The 25,323-nt window shown below is 68.2% G+C and carries 1 protein-coding gene (only partly in view); it reads left to right on the forward strand.

Annotation, left to right across the window (positions count from 1 at the left end):
• Window positions 1–25,323, forward strand: the 5' portion of a protein-coding gene (locus ILP92_RS04435) for an LEPR-XLL domain-containing protein (protein WP_198915154.1). It continues 14,139 nt past the right edge of the window; the window shows 25,323 of its 39,462 coding nt (coding positions 1–25,323); it begins with the start codon at window positions 1–3; its stop codon lies off the right edge, out of view.

Raw genomic sequence — 25,323 nt, forward strand, 5'->3', positions numbered from 1 at the left:
ATGGCATGTCCATTCGATTCCGGCGCTGAGCGTCGGCATAAGCGGGCTCACGCCGATTCGGCGCAAAACTTCTCCTGGTTCGACGATCTGCGCAGCGGACGCTTCCGGCGCACCAAGCGGAAATTGGCCAGTGGCGGGCCGCTGGGCCTGAAGATGGAGGCCATCGAGCCGCGCTTCCTGCTGTCAGCCGACCCCGCACCGTTCCTGGCCGACATGGACGGTCCCGACGGCAGCGATTACCTGCTGCGCTACGAGGCACTGACCCAATCCATCAACCTTTACGACAAGCAGGCGAACACCCTCATCGCCCAGCGCGTCGTGCAGGAAGTCAGCTACGTCCGCATCACCGGCACCGACCAAGACGACACGCTCGAGCTGGATTTCAGCGACGGCTTCGTGTCGCCGGTCGACATCCGGTTTGACGGCGGCGCGGGCGCGGACAGTGTGTCGATCTCGGGCGCGACGCTGGATTCGGTGTCGCTGGCGGTGACCGGCGACGGCGCGGGCACGCTCGAGATGACCGACGGCGCGCAGATCGTCACGCTGGCACTGACCGGTGCGGAAGCCGTCAGCGACCAGAACGCCGCGACCGACCGGCTGTATTCCGACGCGACCGCGTCGGGGCAGAACCTGCGGATCCAGGACAATTCCGGCGCCAGTGATGACGAAATCGGCACCATCACGGGCGACGGGCTGATCGCCTACAGCTTCACCGCGCCCACCGGCACCGTGACCGTGGACGCGGGTGAGGGCGACGACGACCTGCTCATCGAAGCCGTGGATTCCGGCCTTGCGGGCCGCGTCCTTCTGAGCGGCGGGGCGGGCACGGATGCCGTTACCGGACCACCGCGGGACCTGACGTGGAATATCACCGGCGACGGCGCCGGTGACGTTGCCGACGTGTCCTTCGTCGCGGTCGAGAACCTTCTGGGTCAGGCCGACACCGAGGACACGTTCGTCGTTTCCGAGGCGGGGCACCTGTCGGGCATCATGGATGGCGGCGCGGATGGCTTCGACAGCCTGGTGCTGGACGGCGGCACCTTCGAGCGGGTCGATTACGTGGCCTTCGACGCCCATTCAGGAACCATCACGCGCGATGGCGCGACGCTGACTTATGCCGGTCTCGAGCCGATCACCGACAGCTCGACCACCGACACCCGCAGCTTCGATCTGTCGTCCGTGTCGGACACCGCCGAGATCACCCAGGACGGCGACGGGCTGAAGATCACGTCGAAACTGCCCCTCGGCCCCGACATCCCGGCGATCCTGCCCGACACCGTGACCTTCGAGTCGATCACCATCACCAACCTTCCGGCCACGTCGCTGACCATCAACTTGGGCGAAAGCGCCGATCTGGACGGCGATGCGGTACCGTTCCTGTCGCGCGACCTGGTGACCATCTCGGGCACCGTCGATCTGGGCACCACCGACCTGATCATCGACGGCCAGGACGACAAGGATGTCGTGTCCATCGAGGGCGATCTGACCGTCGGCAATCTGACCGTCAATGCCGAGATCATCGGCGTCACCGGCACCATCACCGCGTCGGGCAATGTCGTGCTCAATGCCGATGCCGAAGACGACAGCGTGGTGATCGACGCGGACTCGCCGTCCTTCCTGCAGGGGTTGGGCCTGGAAGGCTTGTTCATCGCCGCCACCGAGGCGTCGGTGACCGTCTCGGGCACCATCACCGCCGATAGCGGCGACATCACCATGACCGCCGACGGCGTCGTCGCGGTCTCGGCCACGCCGGGCGACCTGGCGGGCGCGGGCTTTCTGGACATCACCGCCATCGCCGCCGTGCCCAACGTGGCCGTTACCCTGAGCGGCGCGACGCTAAGCGCCAACACCGTGACCGGCACCGCAACGGTCGATATCACCGCAGGCTTCGCCGACAATGCCGATGCCGGTGACGCGGCGGGCAGCACCGCTTCGGACGCCGCCGTGACCGTCGTCGTCGTGCTGGGCAGCAGCACCATGACGGTCGACGGCGCCACCGCGATCACCGCGGCGGGCAACGTCGCGCTGGGTGCCATCAGCACGCTCGACATCGACAGCAAGGCCGACGGCTCGACCGAGGCGGGCGCCAAGGGCGCGACCCTGGCCGTCACCGAGGTGGGGCTGACCACGTCGACCAGCATCGGCGGTAGCGCCGCGATCGCCGCGACCGGCGGTGACATCACCCTGTCGGCGGCCACCACCGCCGACGTGAAAACCGACGCGATTTCCACAGCCGAGGGAGCCGACCAGTCCGACGACGGCTCGAACCAGTCCGAGCAGCGGCTGCAAGACCCCAACCAGGATGGCGACACGACCGACCAGGCCGCCGCGCAGGAAGGCGCGGGCGGAAAGGTCAACTTCGCGGGCGCCGTGGTGGTGTCCGATTACCGCCCGACCACGTCCGTGTCCGTGTCGACCTCGGGCGCGATCACCACCGATCGGGCGCTGACGATCCGCGCCCAAAGCACGGATTCCGTTCAGGCCAAGGCCGACGGATCGACCACCGGCGGCACAGGCACCGGCGTCGGCGTGGCCGTGGCCCTCGGCGTGATCGAGCCCACCGTCAGCGTCGTGCTGAACGGTGGCAACCTGGATGCCGACGGCGGCATTGCGCTGGCCGCGATCATGGATGCCGATGACACCTTCACGGTGGAAGCCGTGTCGGGCGTGGGCGACGGCTCGAAAACCGGTGTCGCGGGCTCGCTCGCGATCCACGTGGCGCTGGCCCGGGTCGAAGCCACCGTGTCGGGCGCGGTTCAGCTGAACGGATCCGACCTGAGCATCACCGCCACCTCGAACACCCAAACCACCACCAGCGCGTCCCCGAACGAGGACGGCGCGACCGGCGAAAGCCTGGGCATCGGCGCTTCGGTCGCACTGGCCATCGTCGACCACTCGACGCTGGCCACCATCGCCGACGGGGCCACCGTGACCGGCGGCGCGGCGCTCACCATGGCCGCCACCAGCACCCACGGCGTGGACACCACCGCGACCGGCGGCGCGTCGGGCGCATCGGGGGCCACCGTGGTCGTGCCGGTCGCCGCGATCTCGCTGGTGTTCAGCGACACCGAGACGCGGATCGGCGCCGGCGACGCGCTCAGCTTCGCGGGCGCCATCGGCCTGAACGCGACCCACGACGCCGACATCGCCACCAAGGGCGAAGGCGATGCCGAGGGCGGCAGCACCGCGATCGGCATCTCGGTCGGCCTGACGGTGGACGAACAGACATCCTTCGTGCGGCTGCTGCGGGACCTCACGACGACGGCGGGCGCCATCGCGCTCGGCTCGACGGGCGTGCTGCGCGCGCGCACCGATGCCAAGGCCGCCGCGGCGGGCGCCGAGCAGGAAGACAGCGGCACCGCGTCCGACGGCGTGGACCAGACGGCGCAGGGACAGGCAGGCTTCGCCAACAGCCAGGCGCAGGACCGCACCGGCCAGCAATCGTCATCCAGCCAGGGACAGACGCCGCCCAGCGCGTCCAACAGCAGCGGTTCGCTGTCGGTCGCCGCTGCGCTGGCCATCAACGTCCAGGTCACCGAGATCGGCGTCGAGCTGGGCGACGCGATCACCGTCGATGCCGACGACACGCTGAGCTTGGCCGCGACCTCCAACGCCGACAGCTGGGCCAAGGGCGACGGCAGCGCGGCGAAAGGAACGGGCACGACCATCGGCGCCGCGGCATCGCTGAACTACGCGCGCACCACGACGTCCACGCAGTCCGGCACGGCGACCCTGCTTGGCGACGGCATCACCATCGAGGCGGGCAGGGCCACGCGCGAAATGGACCTGACCGCCGCCAGCGGTCCGACGGTGGATACCGGCGACGATACGATCCTTGTGGGCAAGGGCGCCGGGCTGCAAACCGGGGACGAGGTCGTCTATGCGGCGGGCGACGGCGGCTCGGCCATCGATGGCCTGACCGACGGACAGACCTACAAGGTGGTCGATCAGGGCGACGGCAAGATCAAGCTGGCGCTGCAAGCCACGGACGTGACGGTCGACAACCCCGACACCATCGACCTGACCTCGCAGGGCAGCGGCGATGCGCACACCCTGACCAAGGGCACAGACGATCCGATCACCTTCGATCCCGACAAGGATCTGCACACGCTGGACAGCGACGCCAAGGACAGCCTGCGCACCGGCGACGAGGTGATCTACGGCAATGGTGGCGGCACCGATATCGGCGGGCTGACCGATGGTAAAACCTATTTCGTCATCATCGACGAATTCGGCGATCTGCAACTGGCCGAAACCCGCGACAAGGCCGTCGCGGGCGACGCCATCGAGATCACCGATACCGGCGCGGGCGGCACGCACACGCTGACCGAAACCACCAGCCGCGCCGCGGCCGACGCGACCTCGGGCGCCAGCGCGGGCGATCTGTCCATCGCGGGGTCGCTGGCGATCAACGTGGCCGAGATCGAAACCACGGCGACCCACAGCGCGGGCGCGACCGCCACCCTGAACGATGGCTCGGACGCCGACACCGACACGGGCGCGCTGACGATCCGCGCCGCAAGCGACAGCTTCGCGGGCGTCGATGCGGGCGCCCAGCAAGAGAAGTCCGAGGCCACGGGTGTCGGTTTCTCGTTCGGGCTGAACATCGCGGATCGCACCACCTCGGCCAGCTACGAGACCGGCGCGCTGCTGAGCGCGGGGGCGCAGGACATCGCGCTCGAAGCCGACGGCAAGCACGGGATGCGTACCGACGTGACCGGCGGCGCCGAATCCACCGGCGGCACCGGCGTGACGCCGGTTCTGGGCATCTCGGTCGCGCTGAACGAAACCTCGGCGCTGGTGCATACCGGCGACGCGCTGGCCATCGGGGGCGACCTGTCGGCCACCGCGACCCACGTGGCCGAGACCGTGACCACGGCCAAGGGCGACACCAAGGGCGCAGACGCGGCCGTCGGCATCTCGTTCGGGCTGACCGTCGCCGAGGATGACGCGATCGTGCGGCTTTTGCGCGACGTGACCTCGACCGGCGGTGGCGTCACGCTACTGGCACAGGGTGCGGCGGCCAGCCGGACCGAGACCGAGGCCAGCGCCACCGGCGCGCCGCAGGACAGCAGCGGCCAGAACGTCAACGATCAGACCGCCAGCCAGTCGAACCAGGCCACCAGCCAGACCCAAAGCCGCACCAGCAGCGGCGCGACACCCGGGTCGGCCTCGACCGGGCAATCCCAATCCAGCGCGTCCAACAACGGCCAGGCCCTGACCGTCGCGGCAGCGATCAGCCTGAACATCGCCGACCTGGACGTGATCGCGACCGTCGATGGCGGGGCCACGCTGAACGTGCAGGACGCGGTTTCGGTGACGGCGCAGGGCAATCTGGACGCCGCGGCCTCGGCCGATGGCAGCGCCACGACGATCCCCGCCAGCGGCCAGAACAGCACCAATATCGGCGCTGCGGTGGCGCTGAACTGGGGCTCGGCCGATATCGACGCGGGTCTCGGCGATGCCGACGTGACCGCGGGGGGCCTGAGCGTCGCGGCCGGGATGTTCGCGCGCGGCGACGACGACACCCACAGCTTCGGCGCCTCGGCCACCTCGGGCGCGTCGGGTGGCTCGACCGGCGTGGCGGGCTCGTTCGCGCTGAACCTGCCGAGCGTCACGACCTCGGCCACGCTGTCGGACGCGGCGTCGGCGACGATCACCGGCGGCGGCGACGTGTCCGTGACGGCCGCTTCGAAGACCGACACCCAGACCGATGCGGGTGCGGCGACCGAGGCCAAGAAGGCGCAGTCAAGCGGCTCGGGCACCGGGTCAAGCGGCACCGGCACGACCGGTAGCGGCACCGGTTCGACCGGTACCGGCTCGAGCTCGACCCGCTCGGGCAGCACCATCGGCGTTGGCGTGTCCATCGGCATCGCTGTCACCGACATGCTGACCGAGGCCAGCTTGGGCGGGCAATCGGCGCTGACCGGCGCCAACGACCTGACGGTGACGGCTACGGGCACGCACGCCATTGCCACCGACGTGCAGGGCGGCGCTTCGGCGCCCGGCGGCACGGCGGTCACACCGGTCATCGGCATCAGCGTGGCCCAGAACGCCGTCACGGCCGAACTGCCTTCGGGCAGCGCGCTGAGCATCGCTGGCGACCTGGCTCTGAAGGCCACGCTCGATGCCGACACGGCGACCACCGCGAAAGGCAGCGCCGACGGCACCAAGGCCGCCATCGGCGCGTCGCTGGGCCTGACGGTCACCTTCGACAGCGCCAGCGCCGTGCTGGCGCGGTCGCTGACGGCGGGCGGCGACATCCTGGTATCGTCCAAGGCGCTCGCGACCAGCCGTACCGATGCCCGCGCGGCCGCCAAGGGCGCGCAGCAGGCCAACAGCAACGGAACGGCCCAGAACCGCAACAGCGTGCAGTCGCAGACCGACAGCCAGGTCGGCGAGGCCAACACGCGCACCGCGTCCACCGGCGGCACCAACAGCGCGACCAGCCCGTCGTCGCGCCAAAGCACCAATTCAGGCACTCTGACCGTCGCCGCAGCCATCGGCATCAACATCGCCGATACCGACACCCGCGCCGAAATCGCGGGCGCCGACGGTGCGCCGATCGCCGTCACGGCCCAGGGCGGCGCGGTCACGGTGCTGTCCGAGGCTAACGCCGACGCCAACGCACGCGCGGATGGCAAGGCGACGTTCAAGAAATCCAACACCGGCTCGAGCACGGGCGGCACGGGGACCGGTAGCGGCACCGGCTCTGGCACGGGAACGGGCAGCGGCTCGGGCGACACCACCATCGGCGCGGCCATCGCGGTCAATGTCGCCGATATCGACAACACCGCCCGCGTCGACGACGTGGCGCTCAGCGGCCAGGGCATCACCGTCGAAGCCAAGATGGCCACGCGCGAGATCGAGATCGAGGCGAGCGAGCTCGACACCGTGGTCGCCGACGACGACACCATCTTCGTGGGCGAGCCCGAAACCGCCTTCACCAGCGGCGAAAAGGTCACCTACAACGCAGGCGGCGGCACCGCCATCGATGAGCTGACCGACGGCAGCGACTACTACGTGATCCTGGGCGACAACGGCCGCATCCAGCTGGCCGAAAGCGCGACCGACGCCAACGCGGGCAATGCCATCGACCTGAAGGACCAGGGCGCGGGCGACGCGCACGAGCTGGTCCGCACGGAAGCCAGCGCCGACACCATCACCTTCGATCCCGATGACACCCGCACCGAGATCGTTTTCGACACTCCCGGCGGTTTGCAGACGGGCGAGGCGGTCGTCTACGCGACCGACGGCGCCGCGATCGGCGGTCTCACCGATGGCGAAACCTACTTCGCCATCGTCGAGGCGGACGGCAGGCTGAAGCTGGCCGAATCCCGAGACAAGGCCCTGTCGGGCGAGGCGATCGGCCTGACCGCCGCCGCGTCCTCGGCGGCGCACAAGCTGACGGAAGCCAGCCACGGCACGGGCGCCACGGCGATCTCGGGCGCGTCGGGCGGCAAGACCAGCGTGGCCGGATCGGTCGGGCTGAACTTCTCGTTCGGAACCGCGACGGCGGAATACGGCGAAGACGCCGCGCTCAGCGTAACAGGCGGCAGCGCCAGCGCCGTGACGGCGGAAAGCGCCACCTACAGCCTGGCCCGCGCGCTGCCCAGCACGACCACGGCGGGCACGTCGACCGGTGTCGGGCTGTCCTTCGCCTTTGGCCTGTCGGACCACGACGTCGCGGCCACCGTGGCGGGCGGGGCGTCGCTGGCCGATTTCGGGGATCTGATCGTCACCGCGACCGGCACCCACGTGGAAGTCGCATCCGCCAAGGCGGGCGCGCAGACCACGGCGCAGGATGGCACGTCGGTCGGCGGCTCGCTGGCGCTGGTCGTGTCGTTGAACAACACCGACGCCAGGATACCGGCCGGGGCCACCGGCCTTTCGGTCGACGGCGATCTGAAGGTGCAGGCCACCGGAAATCTGGACCTGCTGATCACGTCGGATGCCGACACCAAGGGTGGCCAGACCGGCGTGGGCATCGCGCTGGCGATGGTCTGGGCCGAAGACGACACCAGCGCGCTTCTGGCGCGCGATGTCTCGGTCACGGGCAACACCGCCGATGACGTCACCGTCGGCGCGGCCAGCACGATCACGTCGAAGGTCGTGGCCACCGGCAGCTCGGAAGGCGCCAAGAAGCAAAAGACGACCGGGGACGGCTCGACGGCAAACGAGCAAAGCCAAAGCGGCACCGGCTACGCCAATACCCAGTCCGGCTCGACCCTCAGCAACCCGCAACCGGGCAGCCAGGTCGCGGGCGCCAACAACCAGGCCGGGACGCAGACCGCCAATCCGAACGGGCAGGGCGGCAACGCGCAGCAGGGCTCGACCCGTACCAGCGGTGGCTCGGTCCGCGTCGCGGGTGCGCTGGGCATCGCGGTGATCCGCCCGGATGTCAGCGCCGAGATTGCAGACGGCGTGACCATCCGCGCCACCGGCGATATGGAGGTCAGCGCCCAGTCCCAGGCCGATTCCACGATCGAGGCGATCGGCCTGGCGCTGAACCTGACCGACGGCAAGACCGGCGTCGGCGCGGCGGTGGCCTTCAACTTCGCCGAAATGGACACGATCGCCCGGATCGGTGCGAATACCGATATCACCACCGGATCGCTGCGCGTCGCAGCTGGCACGCCGGATGGCGAACAGAGCGATTTCAAGACCCTCGCGCTGGCAGGTGCCGGTGTTAACCAGAAGTCGTCCGGCTCCACCGGCAACAGCTCGCAGGACACCACGGGCGGACTGGCCATCGCGGGGGCCGCGGGCATCAACGTGGTCATCTCCGATACCCGTGCCGAAATCGGCACCGACGCGAGCGTGACCGCCACCACCGGTGACCTGAGCGTGGCGGCAAACGATGTGTTTGGCCTGCAGAACATCGCGGGCGGCGGCTCGCTGCTGCTGAACAGCAGCGGCACCAGCGTCGGCGCCGCCATTGCGGTGAACGTGGTCACGACCGACACGACGGCCGCGATCGGCGGTGGCAGCAGCCTGACCGCCACGGCGGGTGCCATCGGCGTCACGGCCAATTTCGAAGTCAAGCCGCTGGAAATCGTGGTGCCCATCCTCGAGGATACCGGCATCGACATCACGTCCCTGGCGGCGGGTGCGGCCATCGGCTCGGGCGGCGGGCAGAACGGATCGGGCGGGGCAGGCTCGGGCGGCTCCAGCGGGTCGGGTAGCTCCGGCGCGGATGCGGGCGCAGGGTCCGGTATCGTCAATATCTTCCTGAACACCACTCGCGCCGAGGTCGGTGCGAAATCCGACCTGAAAGCCGGGACCGATGTGGCGGTCGTCGCCACGTCCAAGCTGACGATCCTGGACTTCGCAGGGGGCATCGCGCTGTCGAAGGACGGCAAGGGCGTCGGCATCGGACTGGACGTGACCGTCCACACCGGCACCACCGAGGCCATCGTCGCAGGCTCGGACGATCCGCTGGACCCCACCGTCATCGAGGCGGGCGGCAACATCACCGTCGAGGCCGACGCCGAAGAGCGGATCTTCCAGCTGACGGTCAATGTGGGCGCGGGCGACAGCACGTCCGGCGCGGGTGCGCTGAATGTTCTGGTCAACATCACGTCCACCAAGGCGCTGGTGAACGGCGACGTCTATGACCCGGTCACGCCCCCGAGCGCCACCCACGCGACGCTGGACGCCACCGGCTCGATCGAGATCGCGGCGGATTCGAAGACCGACCTGGAAACCTATGCGGGCAGCGCCGGTATCTCGCTGAGCGAATCGTCCGTGGGCATTTCGGTCGGCGTGATCGTCGATCTCGACGACACCCACGCGGTGATCGGCGACGGCGCGGACGTGACGGCGCGGGGCAATGGCGACGCGATCGACATTCGGGACGGGATCTTCGACGACGACGGCAACCAGGGCTCGGACTCCGTCCGCGGCCTGGCCGTCACGGCCACGAGCTACGACGATATCTTCCAGCTGGCCATCGCCGCGTCAGCGTCCCTGGGCCAGGATTCCAGCGGCAATTCGGGATCGGGATCGGGCGGCAGCCAAGGCTCGACCGGCGGCGGCACGGATGTGAGCATCGCGGGCGCGGTCAGCGTCGCGGTCCTGAATGGCGATACCAAGGCGATCCTGGGTGTCGACGTGGACGTGAACGACGACAACATCGGCGCCAATGCCGATCAGGGCATCCGCGTCAGCGCGGCCGACGAGACGAATGTCGAGCAGAACCTGGGCGGCCTCAGCTTCGCGCTGAACGAAGATGCGGGCGTCACGGGGTCAGTCGCCGTGGCGGTGATCACCCAGGACAACTGGGCCCTCGCGCTGGGTCAGAACACGCTGCGCAGCCGTGACGGCGGCGTGGCCTTCGACACGCACGGCGCGACCAATATCGACACGCTGGTCATCGCCGTCGCCGGCGTCATGAAAACCGGCAGCCAGTCCACCAACAACAACGGCGGCGGTGGCGGCAGCGTGATCTTCGCGGTCGCGGGTGCGGTCACCGTCAATGTGGTCACCAACACGAACCTGGCCGAAATCGGCGCGGGCAGCCTGGTGGATACGGACGGACTTCTGCGGCTGGACGCCACCGACGCGTCCAAGATCACCTCGGATGCGGGCGGCGTGTCCTTCGCGGTCTCGACGTCGAACACCGATGGCAAGACGTCGGGCTCGGTCGGGGCCTCGATCGCCGTCAACGATCTGACCCAGACGGTCCGGGCCACCGCCACCGACACGACGATCTTGGCAGGCGCCGTCGACATCGACGCGACCAACGCCGCCAATATCGACACGCTGACCATCGCGGGCTCGGCCGCGGTGTCGAAGGGCTCCAATGCGCTTGGCGGCGCGGGATCGGGATCGGGCAACTACATCAACGCCACCACCGTGGCCGCGATCCTCAATCCCAGCGCGATCCGCGTGGTCAATGCGGGTGCGGGCGACGTGTCGGTCACCGCGTCCGACACCTCGCGGGTCAAGGCCGATGCGGGCGCGGGCGCGCTGGCCGTCGCGACCAAGGGCAGCGGCAGCAGCAGCCTGGGCGCCATCGCGGTCGGTGCCGCGGCGGCCGAGAACAAGATCACAAAGTCGACCACCGCCAGCATCACGGACGCCGCCGTGACGTCGGGCGCCTTCACGGTCGAGGCGCTTTCGACGTCGGATATCGACGCCTTTACGCTGGGTATCGCCGGAACGCTGAGCACGGGCGGCACGCTGGCGCTGTCGGCGGCAGGGTCCGGTTCGGGCAACTTCGTGACCTCGAACGTCGCGGCGTCGGTGCTGGGCAGCTCGGTTGACGCCAGCGGTCCGATCCTTCTGAACGCGTCGGACGCAAGCCAGATCGACGCGCTTGCGGGCGCTGCCGCCGTGTCGATCAATGTCGGCAGCAGCGACGGCAACAACGTCGCCGTGAACCTGGGCCTTGCAATCGCGGTTAACGAAATCACCAGCAGCGCCATCGCCCTGGCCGAGGATACGACGCTGGCTTCGACCGGCCTGGTCAGCGTGACCGCCGCCAACAGCGCATCGATCGACGCCACCGCCTTCGGCGTGTCTCTGAGCGTATCCACCTCGAGCAACGGCATCGCGGTCAGTGCCAACGCCAACATCGCGGTCACGCTGAACGACATCTCTCTGACGACCCGCGCGGTCCTGTCGGATCTGGTGGACACCCCGGCCGCAGGTGGCGATCTGAACAAGGTCATCGCGGGCGGCGGACTGATCGTCCGCGCAACCGATAGCGGCAACATCGCGGCCGATGCGACCTCGGTCGGACTGGCCGTGTCCTCGTCGAGCGGCAGCCTGAGCGTGTCGGGCAACGTGAATGTCTCGGTCGCCGACAACACGATCCTCTCGACCACCGAAGCACTAATCGACAATGTCGATGCGGAAATCATCGGCAGCGTGGACATGGACGCGTCGTCGACCAAGGCGATCTCGGCCGTCGTCACGTCGGCGTCGCTCGGGGTCAGCATTGGCAGCGGCAGCGGCGCGTCGGTTTCGCTCAACGGCGGCGGCACGCGCTCCTACAATACCACCACCAACAGCGTGAACGCGATCATCCGCGACGCCCTGGTCGAGGCGACGTCCGACGTGACGCTCGACGCCGTGGACACGACCACCATCAGCGCGACGCTGGTGTCGGTGGCCGCATCCGTCGGCGTCAGCGGCGGCAGCGGGGCGTCCGCGAACCTGACTGTGACCGTCAGCGATGCGCAGAACACCATCACCAATAGCACGCGCGCGGTGGTCGAAGGTACCTCGACCGTGGATGCCGGGGGCGATCTGAGCCTCGCAGCATCGTCGGACGGTGCGATCACCGCTACGGCGGTCGCCGCGTCCATCGGCGTGGGCGTCGGCGGCGGCTCGGTGTCGCTGGGCGGCGCGGGCGCGGGGGCCAATGCGCGCAACACGATCACCAACACCGTCGAGGCGGGCGTGATCGACGGCTCGACGGCCATCGCTGACGGCGATCTGGATATCTTCGCAACCGACGTGGCGACCGTGACGGCCACCGTCGCCACCGCTGCAGTCTCGGCCAATATCGGATCGGGCTCGGCGACGATCTCGCTGGCCGCGGCGGTGTCGCTGGCCAAGAACACGATCACCAACACCGTCAGTGCCCACACGGTGGGCGCGACGCTGCAGATCGGCGGCGACACCGCGATCGTGGCCGATTCCTCGAAGACCATCACCGCGACCCAAGTGGCCGTGGCGGTGTCGGTCAGCGTTTCCTCGGGCGGCGTGTCGCTGGGCGGCGCTTTCGGCGTGGCGCAGGTCGAAAACGTGATCGGCGGCGCGACAACGGCGGGCATCTTCGGCGGCAACCTTGCCGACCTTGACGGCAGTCTTACCATCGGCGCACGTGGCGGCAGCTCCATAAAGGCAACGCTGGTGGCCGTCACGGCGTCGGTGTCCGTGGGCAGCGGCGGTGTGTCGCTGGGCATGTCGGCGGCCGTGGCGCTGGCGTCGAACACGATCACCAGCACCGTCGATGCCACGATCCGAAACGCGAGCCTCGTCGATGCCGAGGGCCTTGTTTCCGTTGCCGCGCTGAATACGAGCGAGATCGAGGCGATCTCGGTGGGCGTGGCCATCTCGGTCACCGCGGCGTCGAACGGTGTGGCGATCTCGGCCGCGCTGGCGCTGGCCCAGTCGAAGAACATCATCACCGGCAACACGAACGCGCTGATCACGAACAGCGTTGTCAGCGCCAATGGCTCCGTGGAGGTTTCGCTCGGCGACACCTCGCAGATCCTCGCCGACACAGTGGCGGCGTCGGTGTCGGTGTCGCTGTCAGGCGGAGGCGTCTCGGGCAGCCTAGCGGTGGCGGTGTCGCTGTCGGAAAACGTGATCGGCGGTACGGGCCGGGCGGCGATCGACGCTGCAACGGTTCGAGCCGAGGCGGGCGACGTGTTCGTACGGGCGTCGTCGATCAAGTCCATCGTATCCACCGGCGTGGCCGCTGCGGTCAGCGTGTCGGCCAGCGGATCGCTTGCGCTGTCGGGCGCGGGCTCGGGTGCGGATGCGCGCAACGTCATTTCCAACATTTTCGGCGCCGAGATCGTGGATGCGCCCCTGGTCGAGGCCAGCGGCCAGATCGAGGTCGGCGCCCGCGATACGTCCATCATCGTCGCGCGGCTGGTATCCGCTTCGGTCGCGGTGTCGGTGGGCGGCAGCGCGTCCATCGCGGGCGCGGTCGCGATCACTCTTGCCGAAAACGTCCTGTCGGGCGAGCTGAACGCGACCATTGCGGGTTCGAAGGTCGACGCGAAGGGCGGCGACGTTACGGTTGCGGCGCGCGCGCAGAACACAATCGATGCCAGCGCGGTCGCGGTCGGCCTGTCCGTCGGCGGCTCGGGCGGCTTCGGCGTCGCGGGCGCGGTCGCAGGCACGATCGCCACCAATTCCATGACCAACAAGGTCTCGGCCACTGTTCAAGCGAACGGGGCCGGTATCGCCAGCGACGTGGACGCGGCGGGCGCGGTGCTGGTCAGTGCCACCGACAGCTCAACCATCAAGGCCGATACCTCGGCCGCGTCGGCAGCCATCGCGTTCGGGTCCAGTGCCGCGGTGTCGGTCGCCATCGCCATCCCGATCGCCAATAACAGCATTTCCAGCGTCACGCTGGCCAGCATCGCCGACAGCACCGTCGACGGCGACAGCGTGTCCGTCACATCGCTGCGCAACGGCAGCATCCGGGCCATCGGCGCGGCCGTGTCGGTCGCCTTCTCGGGCTCGGGGTCGTTCAGCCTGGCCGCGTCGGGCGCGGGGGCCGTGGCCACCAACGTCATCGGCGGCGGCGGCGAGGCCTCGATCCGGCGCAGCACCGTGACATCCGATGTCGGCGGCATCACCGTCGAGGCGGATGACACCAACCTGATCGACTCGAAGCTGGTCGCGGTTGCGGCCTCGATCTCGGGCAGCGGTGCCGCGGCGATCAGCCTGGCGATTTCGGCCACCGTGGCCACCAACGAGCTGACGGGCACGACGCTTGCGACCATCGATAGCTCGATCATCGACGCAAAGACGCTTCTGAAGGTCGATGCGCGCAACCAGAACACCATCAACTCGCTGGCCGTTGCGGCCGCGATTTCGGTCAGTGCCGGCAGCGTGGGCATCGCGGGCGCAGGCGCGGGCGCCGTTTCGAAAAGCACGATGAGCAACTCGGTCGAGGCCTCAATCATCTCGTCCGACGATGTCGATGCGGGCACCGGTGTCGATATCGACGCCATGGACGAATCCGTCATCGACACCAAGACCGCGGCCGCGGCCCTCAGCGTCGGTGTGGGCGGGGCAGGCGGCGCGATCGCCGTCGCCGTGTCGCTGGTCGAGGTGAATTACGACACCTCCGTGACTGCCCTGATTTCGGATTCGGACGTGCAGACGAAAACTGGCGACGTCGATCTGAAGGCTATCACGACCGGCCTGATCAAGACCGAAGGCTACGGCGTGGGCGTGTCCGTCAGCGGCGGGTCGGTCGGCATCTCGGGCGCCGGTGTCGGTGTCGTCACCAAGGTCACGGCCGCAAGCGTCGTCACGGCGTCGATCACGGCCAGATCGGACGTGCGCGCCCTGGCCGGATCGGTGAAGGTCGACGCGCTGGAAGAAACCATGGTCTTCGTCGACGCGCTTGGCGTCAGCCTGTCCGTCAGCGCCGGTACCGTGTCCTTCTCGGGGGCCGTTACCGTCATCATCGCCGAAACCGACCTGTCGGGCACCATCGAAGCGTCGATCAAGGACAGCACCGTCGCCGCGTCGGGCGGCGATGTCATCGTCCGCGCGAAATCCGCGACCATTTCCAAACTGGAAGCCAACGGCATCGCGCTGTCCGCGTCGGCAAGTGGCGTCTTCGCGGGTAGCCTTGCGGTTGCCGCAGGCGTGGTGCGCAACGAGCTGGGCCAGTCGGTCCTGGCCCTGATCGAGGATGCCGAGCAGACGCCTGATCCCGCGACCACCCAGTCGGTGGGCGCCAGCGGCAGGGTGGAAGTGACGGCCCAGGATTCGGTGACGCTGAAATCGGTCGCCCGGGCCGTGTCGGGTGCTGTATCCGCATCGGCGGGCGCGTCGCTGGCCATCGCAGTGTCGTCCGCGATCGCGACGAACACGTTGAAGGGATCGACCATCGCGCGGGTCAAGAACGCGCGGGTGGACGCCGATGGCGGGCAGGTGCTGGTCAAGGCATTGTCGACCAGCGCGCTCGACACCCAGCCCATCGCCGTGGCGGTGTCGGCCGCGATCTCTCCCGCGTCCTTCTCGGCCGCCGGATCCGGTGCCGTCGGGCAGAACACGGTCACGCGTATGGTCTCGGCCACGGTCGAAGACAGCGCGGACGTCACCGCGTCAAGCTCGGTCTCGGTCGTGGCGCAGGACAATCTGACGGCCTTCGTCGAAGTGGGCTCGGTCGCCGTTACGGCGGGGGTCACCGGCCTTGCGATCAGCGTGGCCATCGGCAAGAACGTGATCGGCACCGAAGTGGTCGCCGCCATCGACGACAGCACGGTGACCGCCGAAAATGGCGGCATCCTGGTCGACGCGGACTCGATCCATGGCGATCCGTCAGTTGCCGCGACGCTCGGCAATGTCGAAACCATCGTCCGGGTCGTGGCCATTTCGGCCGCCATCGGCGGGGCCGGTGCGGGCGGCGAGGCGGTCGCGGTGCTCGAGACGGACGTCACCGCGCGGGTGCGCAACAGCGAGCTGACGGCGCAGGGCACCGGGGCGACCGTCGATATCGATGCGGACAGCGTGGATTACGCGCCCACCGAGATCATCTCGGCGGCCGGATCCGTGGGATTTGCCGTCTCGGCGCTGGTCTCGACCGCTATCGTCGAAGGGGCCACGCGCGCGTTCATCGACGGCAACAGTTCGGTCGACGCGCAGGGCCCGCTCGACGTGACTGCCGACAGCGTCGCCAAGGCGCTGCCCAACGGCACCTCGATCGCCGTGGGAGGCATTGCGGGCGCGGTGACGATCATGGACGCGCAGGTGAACCGCGTGACCGAAGCCTATGTGGGCAGCCAGGTCACGCCAGGCCTGGTCGTCGACACCCGGTTCGACCGGATCGCCCTGGCCGATCAGGACATCCCGTTGGCCGATGGCGAAATCATCACCTATATGTCGAACGGCGGCCAGGTCATCGGCGGGCTGATCAGCGGCCAGCAGTACTACGTGCTCGCTGGCGAGAACGGGCGCTTCCAACTCGCGGCCAAGCGCGACAGCGAAAGCCTGGTCGACCTGGCCGACAACTCGATCGCAGTGGGCGAGCAGGCCACGCCGCTCGTCGTGGGCGAAGCGTTGGTTTACACGTCGCTTCTTGACGACGACATGGTGCCCCTGCCGAACTCCGAGATCGGCGGGCTGACCAGTGGTCAGACCTATTACGTGGTCGATATCGACGACGGCCGGATCAAGCTGGCCACATCGCCGGGCGGCAGCGTCATCAATCTGACCTCGACCGGCGCAGCGGGTACCCACACGCTGGCACGCACCAGCGCGTCCGACATCACATTCGACCCGATCACCGTGACGTCCGACCAGGACTTCCTGTCGCGCACCGCCATCGACCTGACGTCGACGGGCACCGGCGCCAATCACTCGTTCCAACGTAGCGCGGTGGCGACCATCACGGGCTGGGATGCGGCCAAGACGCCAGACCAGCTGAGCGTCGATACGGGCGGGGTTGCCTTCCAGACCGGCGAGCTTGTGCGATACGACACCACCGGCACCGCCATTGGCGGGCTGGCCGACGGGGCGACCTACATCGTCCTGGCGCTGGATGACGGCTCGGTCAAACTGGCCGAACTTGCGCCATCGGGCGATGCCGTGCGCCTGTCCACCGACCGGATTTTCGTGGGCGACCCCGAGGTCGCCTTCGAGGATGGCGAAGTCATCACCTATGACGCCAATGGCGGCACCGCCATCGGCGGGCTGATCGATGGTGCGGATTACATGGTGATCGCGTCAGACGGCGGATACATCCAGCTCGCCCAGATCCTGCCCGAAACGGGGCTGGTCGATGCCTCTGCCGACACCATCGACCTGGGCACGCCTGCCAACCCGTTCACGACCGGCGAAGAGGTCGTTTATTCCAACGGAAGCGACGCCGACCGCGTCGCGATCAACGGCCTGGGCGATGGCGAAACATATTACGTGATCGACCTCGGCGGCGGAGTGATCCAGCTGGCGATCTCGCTCGACGATGCCGACAACGGCATCGCCATCGACCTGGCCGATAACGGCTTCGGTTCGGGCCACGAACTGGACCGAAGCGCCGCGGGCTTTGCCAGCGTCGTCTTCGACCCGCTGACCCAGCGCGCCGATCAGAACGTCATCGACGGCACCCAGATCGACCTGACCGGCACCGGCGCAGGCGGACCGCATATCCTGAAGCGCAGCGTCGCCGACGACCTGACGCTGGAGCTGACGATCCAGGTCGACCAGGCCTATTACCTTGAAACCGGTCGCACGATCGACCTGAGCAGCGCGGGCAGCGGCAGTCACAGCCTGACCCGCCTTGGCATCGTCGATGTCGGTTTCGCGCCTTCGGCCCAGACGGGCACCGATGATGTCGCGCCCGACGCGACCCAGCTCGACCTGATGGGGGCGGCGCTGAACATCAAGGCGCAGTCGAGCTACGAGGCGCGCGCCGACAGCCTGGCGGGCGGCTTCGGCCTGCTTGCGGGCGCGACGGTGACCAAATCCGTCGCCAGCATCATCGGCGACACGCTCGCCTATGTGGGCGAAAGCACGCAGGTCGACGCGGGCCAGCTGGACATCGACGCCGTGTCGAACGACGACGCCCGGTCGCTTAACGAATTCTACGCCATCGGCGGTGCGCTGTCGGTCAACGTGACCATAGCGGACGCCACCATCGACAGCCGCACCGAGGCCTTCACCGGAACCCGGGCGGGCGAGACCCCGGCCGACGGATCGACCACCCAGATCACCCTGACCGATGGCACCGGCGTCAACGGGCGCGCCACGATCCATGCAGATGGCCAGCAATATGCCCTGGCCAGCGCCGAAGGGATCGGCGCGTCCTTCGGCATCGCCGTCAACGTCCTGCTGCCCACCGCCGACGCGTCGGGCGAAATCTGGGGCTACGTGGGCGAGACCACCGTTCTGGTCGCCGACCGGCTGGAGGTGACCGCCGACGGCACCGACCTGACGGCCGAAGCCGAAGTGCGCTCGGGCACGATCTCGGGCTTCGCGTCGGTCAGCGTGCTGCAATCGCTGGCGAAGGTGACCGGCACTGTCGAAGCCTTCATCGGCGCGCAGAACGATCGCGGCGCCACCGCGGGGCGCGAGCCATCGCTGACCATCGCCGGGACCGATACCGGCGACGGCGTGGTGCGCGTCGATGCCGATGCGTCGATGCGCTCGGTCGCCGACAGCGTATTGGTCGGGGCCAGCTTCGGTCTGACTGTCAGCGTCGCCAAGCCGCGCGCCGAGGTCAGCGGCACGACCCGCGCTTATGTGCGCGACGGCGTCGACATGACCGCCGCGTCCCTTGCTATCGAGGCAGGGACCAGCGCAAATCCTGTGGACTACACCGCCACCGCCACGACGACCCTGCTGACGCTGGCGGGTCTGGCGTCGATTTCGGTGCTGCAGTCCGAATCCGTTGTCGATGGCACAGTCGAGGCTTACCTGGGCGCGCCTTTCGATGGCCCGGTGACCGGCGACAGCGGCGTGGTCGCGATCTCGAGCGACGTGACCGTCGATGCCTGGTCGGACATGGATGCCACGTCCGGCCTGGACGATCCGACCTCGGACGCGGACACCGACACCGACAACGACATCACGATCGGCGGCCTGGCGGGCATCAGTATCTTCAACACGCTGACCGACGTGGCGGGCACGACCCGCGCCTTCGTGGGACAGGGCGGCTGGCTGACGGCCAACAGCCTGACGGTGGTCGCGGATGGCGACTACGATTCGCGCTCGAACACGCTGTCCTTCACTCTGGCGGGCGTCGTTGCGGCGTCCGACATCACAGCCGACGCGCGCATCAGCGGCACGGTCGACGCGCATGTGGGCTCGGCCGCGGGCGCGACGCCCTCCGCCGGCAATATCGGCATCGTCAATATCGCGGGCCAGGTCGACATCACGGCCACCGGCCGCATGCTGGCCATGCCCACGGTCCTGTCGGCGGGCATGTCGCTGGTGACGCTGTCCTTCATCCAGCAAAGCGCGATCGTGTCCGGCGCGGTGCGGGCTTACGTGGGCCAGGGCATCGACCTGGACGCGGGCGGCCTGTCAATCCTGGCCGACGCGCCCGAGATGAAGGCCGAAGTGCAGGGCACCAGCATCAACGTGGCGGGCCTTGTGGACGCCAGCGACGTGACCTCGGTGGCCACGGTCAGCGGCACGGTCGAAGCCTTCATCGGCGCGGGCAGCGGCCAGGTCGCAAGCGACGTGACCACGGATGTGAACGTCGCGGACGGGGCCATCACGGTGGTGGCCGACAGCGACATGCACGCCATCGCCAACCTGCTGGGATTCGGCTTCGGCGGTCTGGCGTCGGTCGGCCTGTACGAGCCGACGGCGACCGTGTCGGGGGCGACCTCGGCCTTCGTGCGCGACGGTGTGAATCTGCTGGCGCAAACGTTGGATGTCAGCGCCGGTCGCCTGCCGAACGTGCCGACCGACCCGGCCGACTACGTCGAGAACAGGGCCGACGCGAAGGTGGTCAGCACCAATATCTCGTTCGTGGCGGTGCAGGACCTAACCTCGACCGCCATCACCACCGGCGTGATCGAGGCCTATATCGGTGCGGCGGACGGCATTGCCGCGGGCGGCGCCGACGATGCGAAGGTCACGGTGACCGGTGCGGCAAACAGCCTGAACGTCGAGGCTCGTGGCGATATCGACGCCGTGGCGCGGGCCGAGGGCGGCGCCGGGTCGCTGCTCGTCACCGTCGCCTTCTACAAGCCCACCGCCATCGCGGGCGGGACGACCCGCGCCTTCGTGGGTAACGGCGCCACGGTGCGCAGCAGCGATCTGAACCTCGACGCCGCGGGCGATGTGCTGGCCGACGCGCGGCTCGACAACGTGTCGCTGTCGGCGGGCGTGACCGTCACCGGGCTGTCGCCGACCGCGCTGACCTCGAACCTGGTGGACGCCTATGTTGGCCGCAGCGCCGGGATCGCCACGTCGCCGCTGGCCGTGATCGACCTGCGCAGCGTCGACGAGACGCAGCGCGGAACGCTGGACATCACCGCCACCGGAACATCCGAGGCGCGCGCCGAAAGCCGGGGCTTCAGCTTCTCGGGGCTGGTCGACGTGTCGCTGACCACCGCCATCGCCGACATGCAGGGCAAGACCCGCGCCTATATCGGCGACTACACCGATCTTTATGCCGGCGCGGTGAACTTGAAGGCGTCCGAAGCCGCCGCGGCCGCAAACGCGACCGTCACATCGACCGGGTTCGGCGTGCTGGCGGACGTGGACGATCTGGAAGCGCGGGCGACCGCCAGCCGCGTGACCGAAACCTTTGTCGGCGACAATTCCAAGGTCGATCTGGGGAACTTTGCCCTCGTTGGTGAGGCGACGACCCAGACCGGTGCGGCCATGGCCAACGCGACCGTCACCGCCACCGGCGGCTCGCTGGGCGTGTCGGCCAGCAACATCCGCACGGTCGCCATCGTCGGGGGCCCGGACGAGCTGGACGGCACGCCGCGCTCGACGACCCGCGCCTATATCGGCAACGCCACCGAGTTCGACGCGGGCGCGGTCACGCTGACCGCGACCTCGGATGTGTCGGTTAAGGCCGATATCACCTCGGCCAAGGCGGGAGGGATCGCCGCCGTGTTGATCAGCGACATCAAGGCCCGCGCCGATCACGATACGGAAGTCTTCATCGGCGACGGCTCGACAGTCACGCTGACCGGACTTCTGGCGATGACGGCGACCGGCACGTCGACCGCCGTACCGCAATCCAACAGCACCGGCATCGCCGGGGGCGTCGCGCTCGCCGAAAGCACCGTCAGCACCGAGATCGGAAGCGACACGCGCGGCTATATCGGCGAGGGCGGTTTCACCCAGGCGACAGGTATCTCGATCCAGGCGATCGGCACGAACACGGCCACCGCGGCGGCACTGAACTTCGGCGGCGCGATCCTGGCGACCGTTGACAGCCTGGACGCGCGCGCGCTGGACGAAGGCAAGGCCGAAATCCGCCTTGGTGCCGAGCAAGCCGACGGCACCCAGGGCACCACGATCATCAAGACCACCTCGGGTGGGATCGACCTGGACGCGGCGCTGACCTCGAACGTGACGGCGACGGCCAAGTCCACCGGCGTCAGCCTGGCCGTCGACAGCGGCACCACGATAACCCGCGCCGAAAACAAGGCGATCGTGACCGGACGTATCGGCGGCAATGTCCAGGTGACATCCGCTGCGGGCTTCGACATGCAGGCCAAGCTGCTCGGCAAGGCGGTCGGTACGGCAACCACCGTTTCGGTCAGCGGCGTTGCGCTGAGCAGGGCCGACACCGACGTGGATTTTGACGCCCAGGTGAATTTCACCACGGGTCGAGGCGGCTTCATCAACGCGGCCCAAAGCGTCAACCTGGCAGCCCTTCTGAACCACGATGGATCGAACTTCAAACGCACCAGCGACGGCTTCGGCGCGATCGGATCGGCCAACAACGTGACCGGTGGCCTGATCGCGTCCGGCAGGTCGGTCATCGACGTCAATTCGGGCTCGACGGCCACACTGAGCGTCGCGCGCGATCTGTCGATGACCTCGACTGCGGGCACGGTGAACCTGTCGCTGCGCCACACCAACGAAGCGTTCGGTGCGGCCAGCAACGCGGGCGGCGGCCTGGTGCGGGTTGCCAATATCGACTCGCTCGTCACGACCACGGGCGCGTCCACGCTGTCCTTCGAAGGCGACGTGGGCGATGGCACCACGGACGGTGCGGTGGGCCTGAATCTCGACGCCATCGTGATTTCGGCCACGCTGTCGACCATGTCGGCCAATGGCGGCGGGCTCGGCAACTTCTCGAACGGCCAGGCCGATGCGAACACGTCCCACACGCTGACCGCCACCTTCGGCGGCACCGGCAGCACGATGAAGGTCGAGAACGACATCACTGGCCTCGCCAAGCTGACGACCGACTCGGACAGCGCGGGACGCTCCAGCGGCGGCGGCGCCATCTCGGACAGCAGCGTCAGGACGTCGGCCAACGCGTCCGGCACGGTCAACTTCACCGTGGGCAACACCCAGTCCGTCGTCGCGGGCAACGCGATCAACCTGACCGCCCAGCACGGCGGCGAGGGCGCGGATGTCTCGGACGGCACCATCCAAAGCTTCGACGCAGGCGGTGATTTCATCGAGTTCGGCAAGCCGCACCTGCTGTCCGACGGCGCCACGGTCACCTTCACCGGCGACAGCGCGGGCGGACTGGTCCAGAACAAGGAATACACGGTCGTCACCCGCAACGCCACGTCGGTGCAGCTGGGCTCGACCTTCGGCAGCGGCGCCATCAACACGGCGCGCGACACGATCACCATCCCCGGACACGCCTTCGTGGACGGCGACAGGATCGTGTACAACTCGGGCGACAGCGACGTGGTCAACGGGCTGGTCAACGGCCAGACCTACCAGGTCAAGGTCATCGACATCGACACGATCAAGCTGCAGGCCGACGGGTTCACCGAGGTGACCGACACCTTCACGCGCGGGACCATCGACGACGCGAACAACCGGATCCTGGACGCCAGCACCCCGTTCCAGAACGGTGACGTCGTCACCTACCGTCCGGCCGAGCCGCGTCAGTTCCTGTCGTCCTTCGTCGATGCGAACGTCACGCTGGACAATCCGGACACTGACGCGAACGAATTCTCGGCCACCCAGGACTTCGCGACTTTCGGGCGCATCTTCCTGGAAAACCACGGCTTCCAGAACGGCGACGCGGTGATCTATCGCGCGCTGGATGGCGTCGAGGTGCCGGGCCTGACGAACGGGGCGACCTACTACGTCATCAACGGCGGCTCGTCCAAGGGCAGCAACGTGCTGGGCGTCGCCTACAATGCCGATGCCAACTACATCCGCCTGGCCGCCAGCGCCAACAACGCGATAGGCCGCGATCTCGACCCCGATCCCGACGAGTTCGACTACCAGGGGCCGATCATCATCGGCGTGAGCTACGAGAATTCGTTCAGCGGCCACTCGATCGAGGGCGTGGGCGAGGCCCCCTTGAGCACCCTGATCGCGGGCCAGGCCTATTACGTCGTCAACAAGAACGCGTCTGGATACCAGCTGTCCACCAGCGCGGGCGGCGCCGCCGTGGCGCTGAACCTGAACGGCAACAGCGCCGGGGGCACCCACAAGCTGGTGCAGGAAGGCAAGGATCTGCAGGATGGCGGCCCGGCGAGCGGGCAGACGCTGCTCTTCGATCTGACATCGGACCCCAACGCCGACCCCATCTCGGGCGTCTTCGATGGCGTCGGTGGGGCTGCGGCCTTCGCGGTGCCGTCCTCGGCGGACGGGATCGTCAACAGTTCGGCCGGCGGCGAAAGCATTGGTGTGGCCTGGAACAACGGCAACGCCCGGACCTCTGCCACGCAGACCGCGGCGACCAATCTCACCGTCGCGGGCGGGGCGTCGCTGAGCGCCAAGAACATAACCCTGAAGACCGAAAGCAGCATCGGCGCGGTTGCCGTTGCCGATGGCGGCGGCGGCGGATTCATTTCGCTGGACGGCGCGAATGCGACGGCCACCGGCACCAACACGTCGCTGATCAAGATCAACACCAACGCGATGATCGACGCGACCGAGACGCTGAAGATCCAGGGCAACACCACGTCCTACGTGTCGTCCGTGGCCGAGTCGTCCAGCGCCGGCCTGGGGGCCGGGACCAACGGCATCGCGTCCTCGACCCTGAACTTCGGCGTCAAGCAGATCATCGACGGCGATCTGACCGCGGGCACGGTGCTGCTGGTCGAAAACCAGATCGACAACAACGCAAACGCCAGGGCCCAGGCCTTCGGTGGCGGCCTTGGCGTGGACACCAACGTCACGGCGACGTCGACCGTGAGGGACGCGCCCACCATCGACACCGTGAACTACCTGGGCTCCGAGATCGTGCTGCAGGACGATGCCGATCTGCGCGCCGACTTCATCACCGTCAATTCCGAGGTGACGCGCAACCGCTCGAGCGCCTCGACCAACACCACTGCCGGGGGCGCCGGCGGCGTGGCAAGGGCCAATTCCACGTCGTCCATCGACAGCGCGAACGAGGTGGTGATCGAGGACGGCGTCTTCATCAAGGGCGACGAGTCCGTCCTGATCGAAGCCGCCTATACCAACACCAACAACCGCGCCACGTCGAAGGCCCGGCTCTATGCCATCGGCGGATCGACGACCGCGAATTCGACCAACTCGCTGACCCAGGACGTCAAGATTGAAGGCTACTGGGAATCGATCATCGAAACCGCGGACCTGGACGTGCGCGCCGTGGACACCAATACGTCCAACACGGCCAGACGCGATCCGGGCGGCGTCTATATCGGTCCGAAGAATCGCGGCGGCAGCAGTCCGACGACGCTGACCCGCGACATCTTCTGGGAAGCCCACGTCATCCTGGTCGGCGAGCCCGAGCCCTATCTCGAGATCAACGAGGAAGGCCGCATCGTCAAGCTGACCAACATCGAGTTCCTGGGCGTCAACAAGGACAAGACGCTCGGCAGCCTTCTGGTCGCCAAGGATCCCACGGACAAGCAGGTGGTGCTCGACGACATCATCTTCGATCGCGCCGGGCGGGCGACCTTCTATGCCAGCGACGACGCCACCTACAACTCGGTCGGACGGATCTGGGGCAACGAGGGCCTGATCGAAAGCCAG

Source organism: Palleronia pontilimi (assembly GCF_016412875.1).
Lineage (GTDB): Bacteria > Pseudomonadota > Alphaproteobacteria > Rhodobacterales > Rhodobacteraceae > Palleronia > Palleronia pontilimi.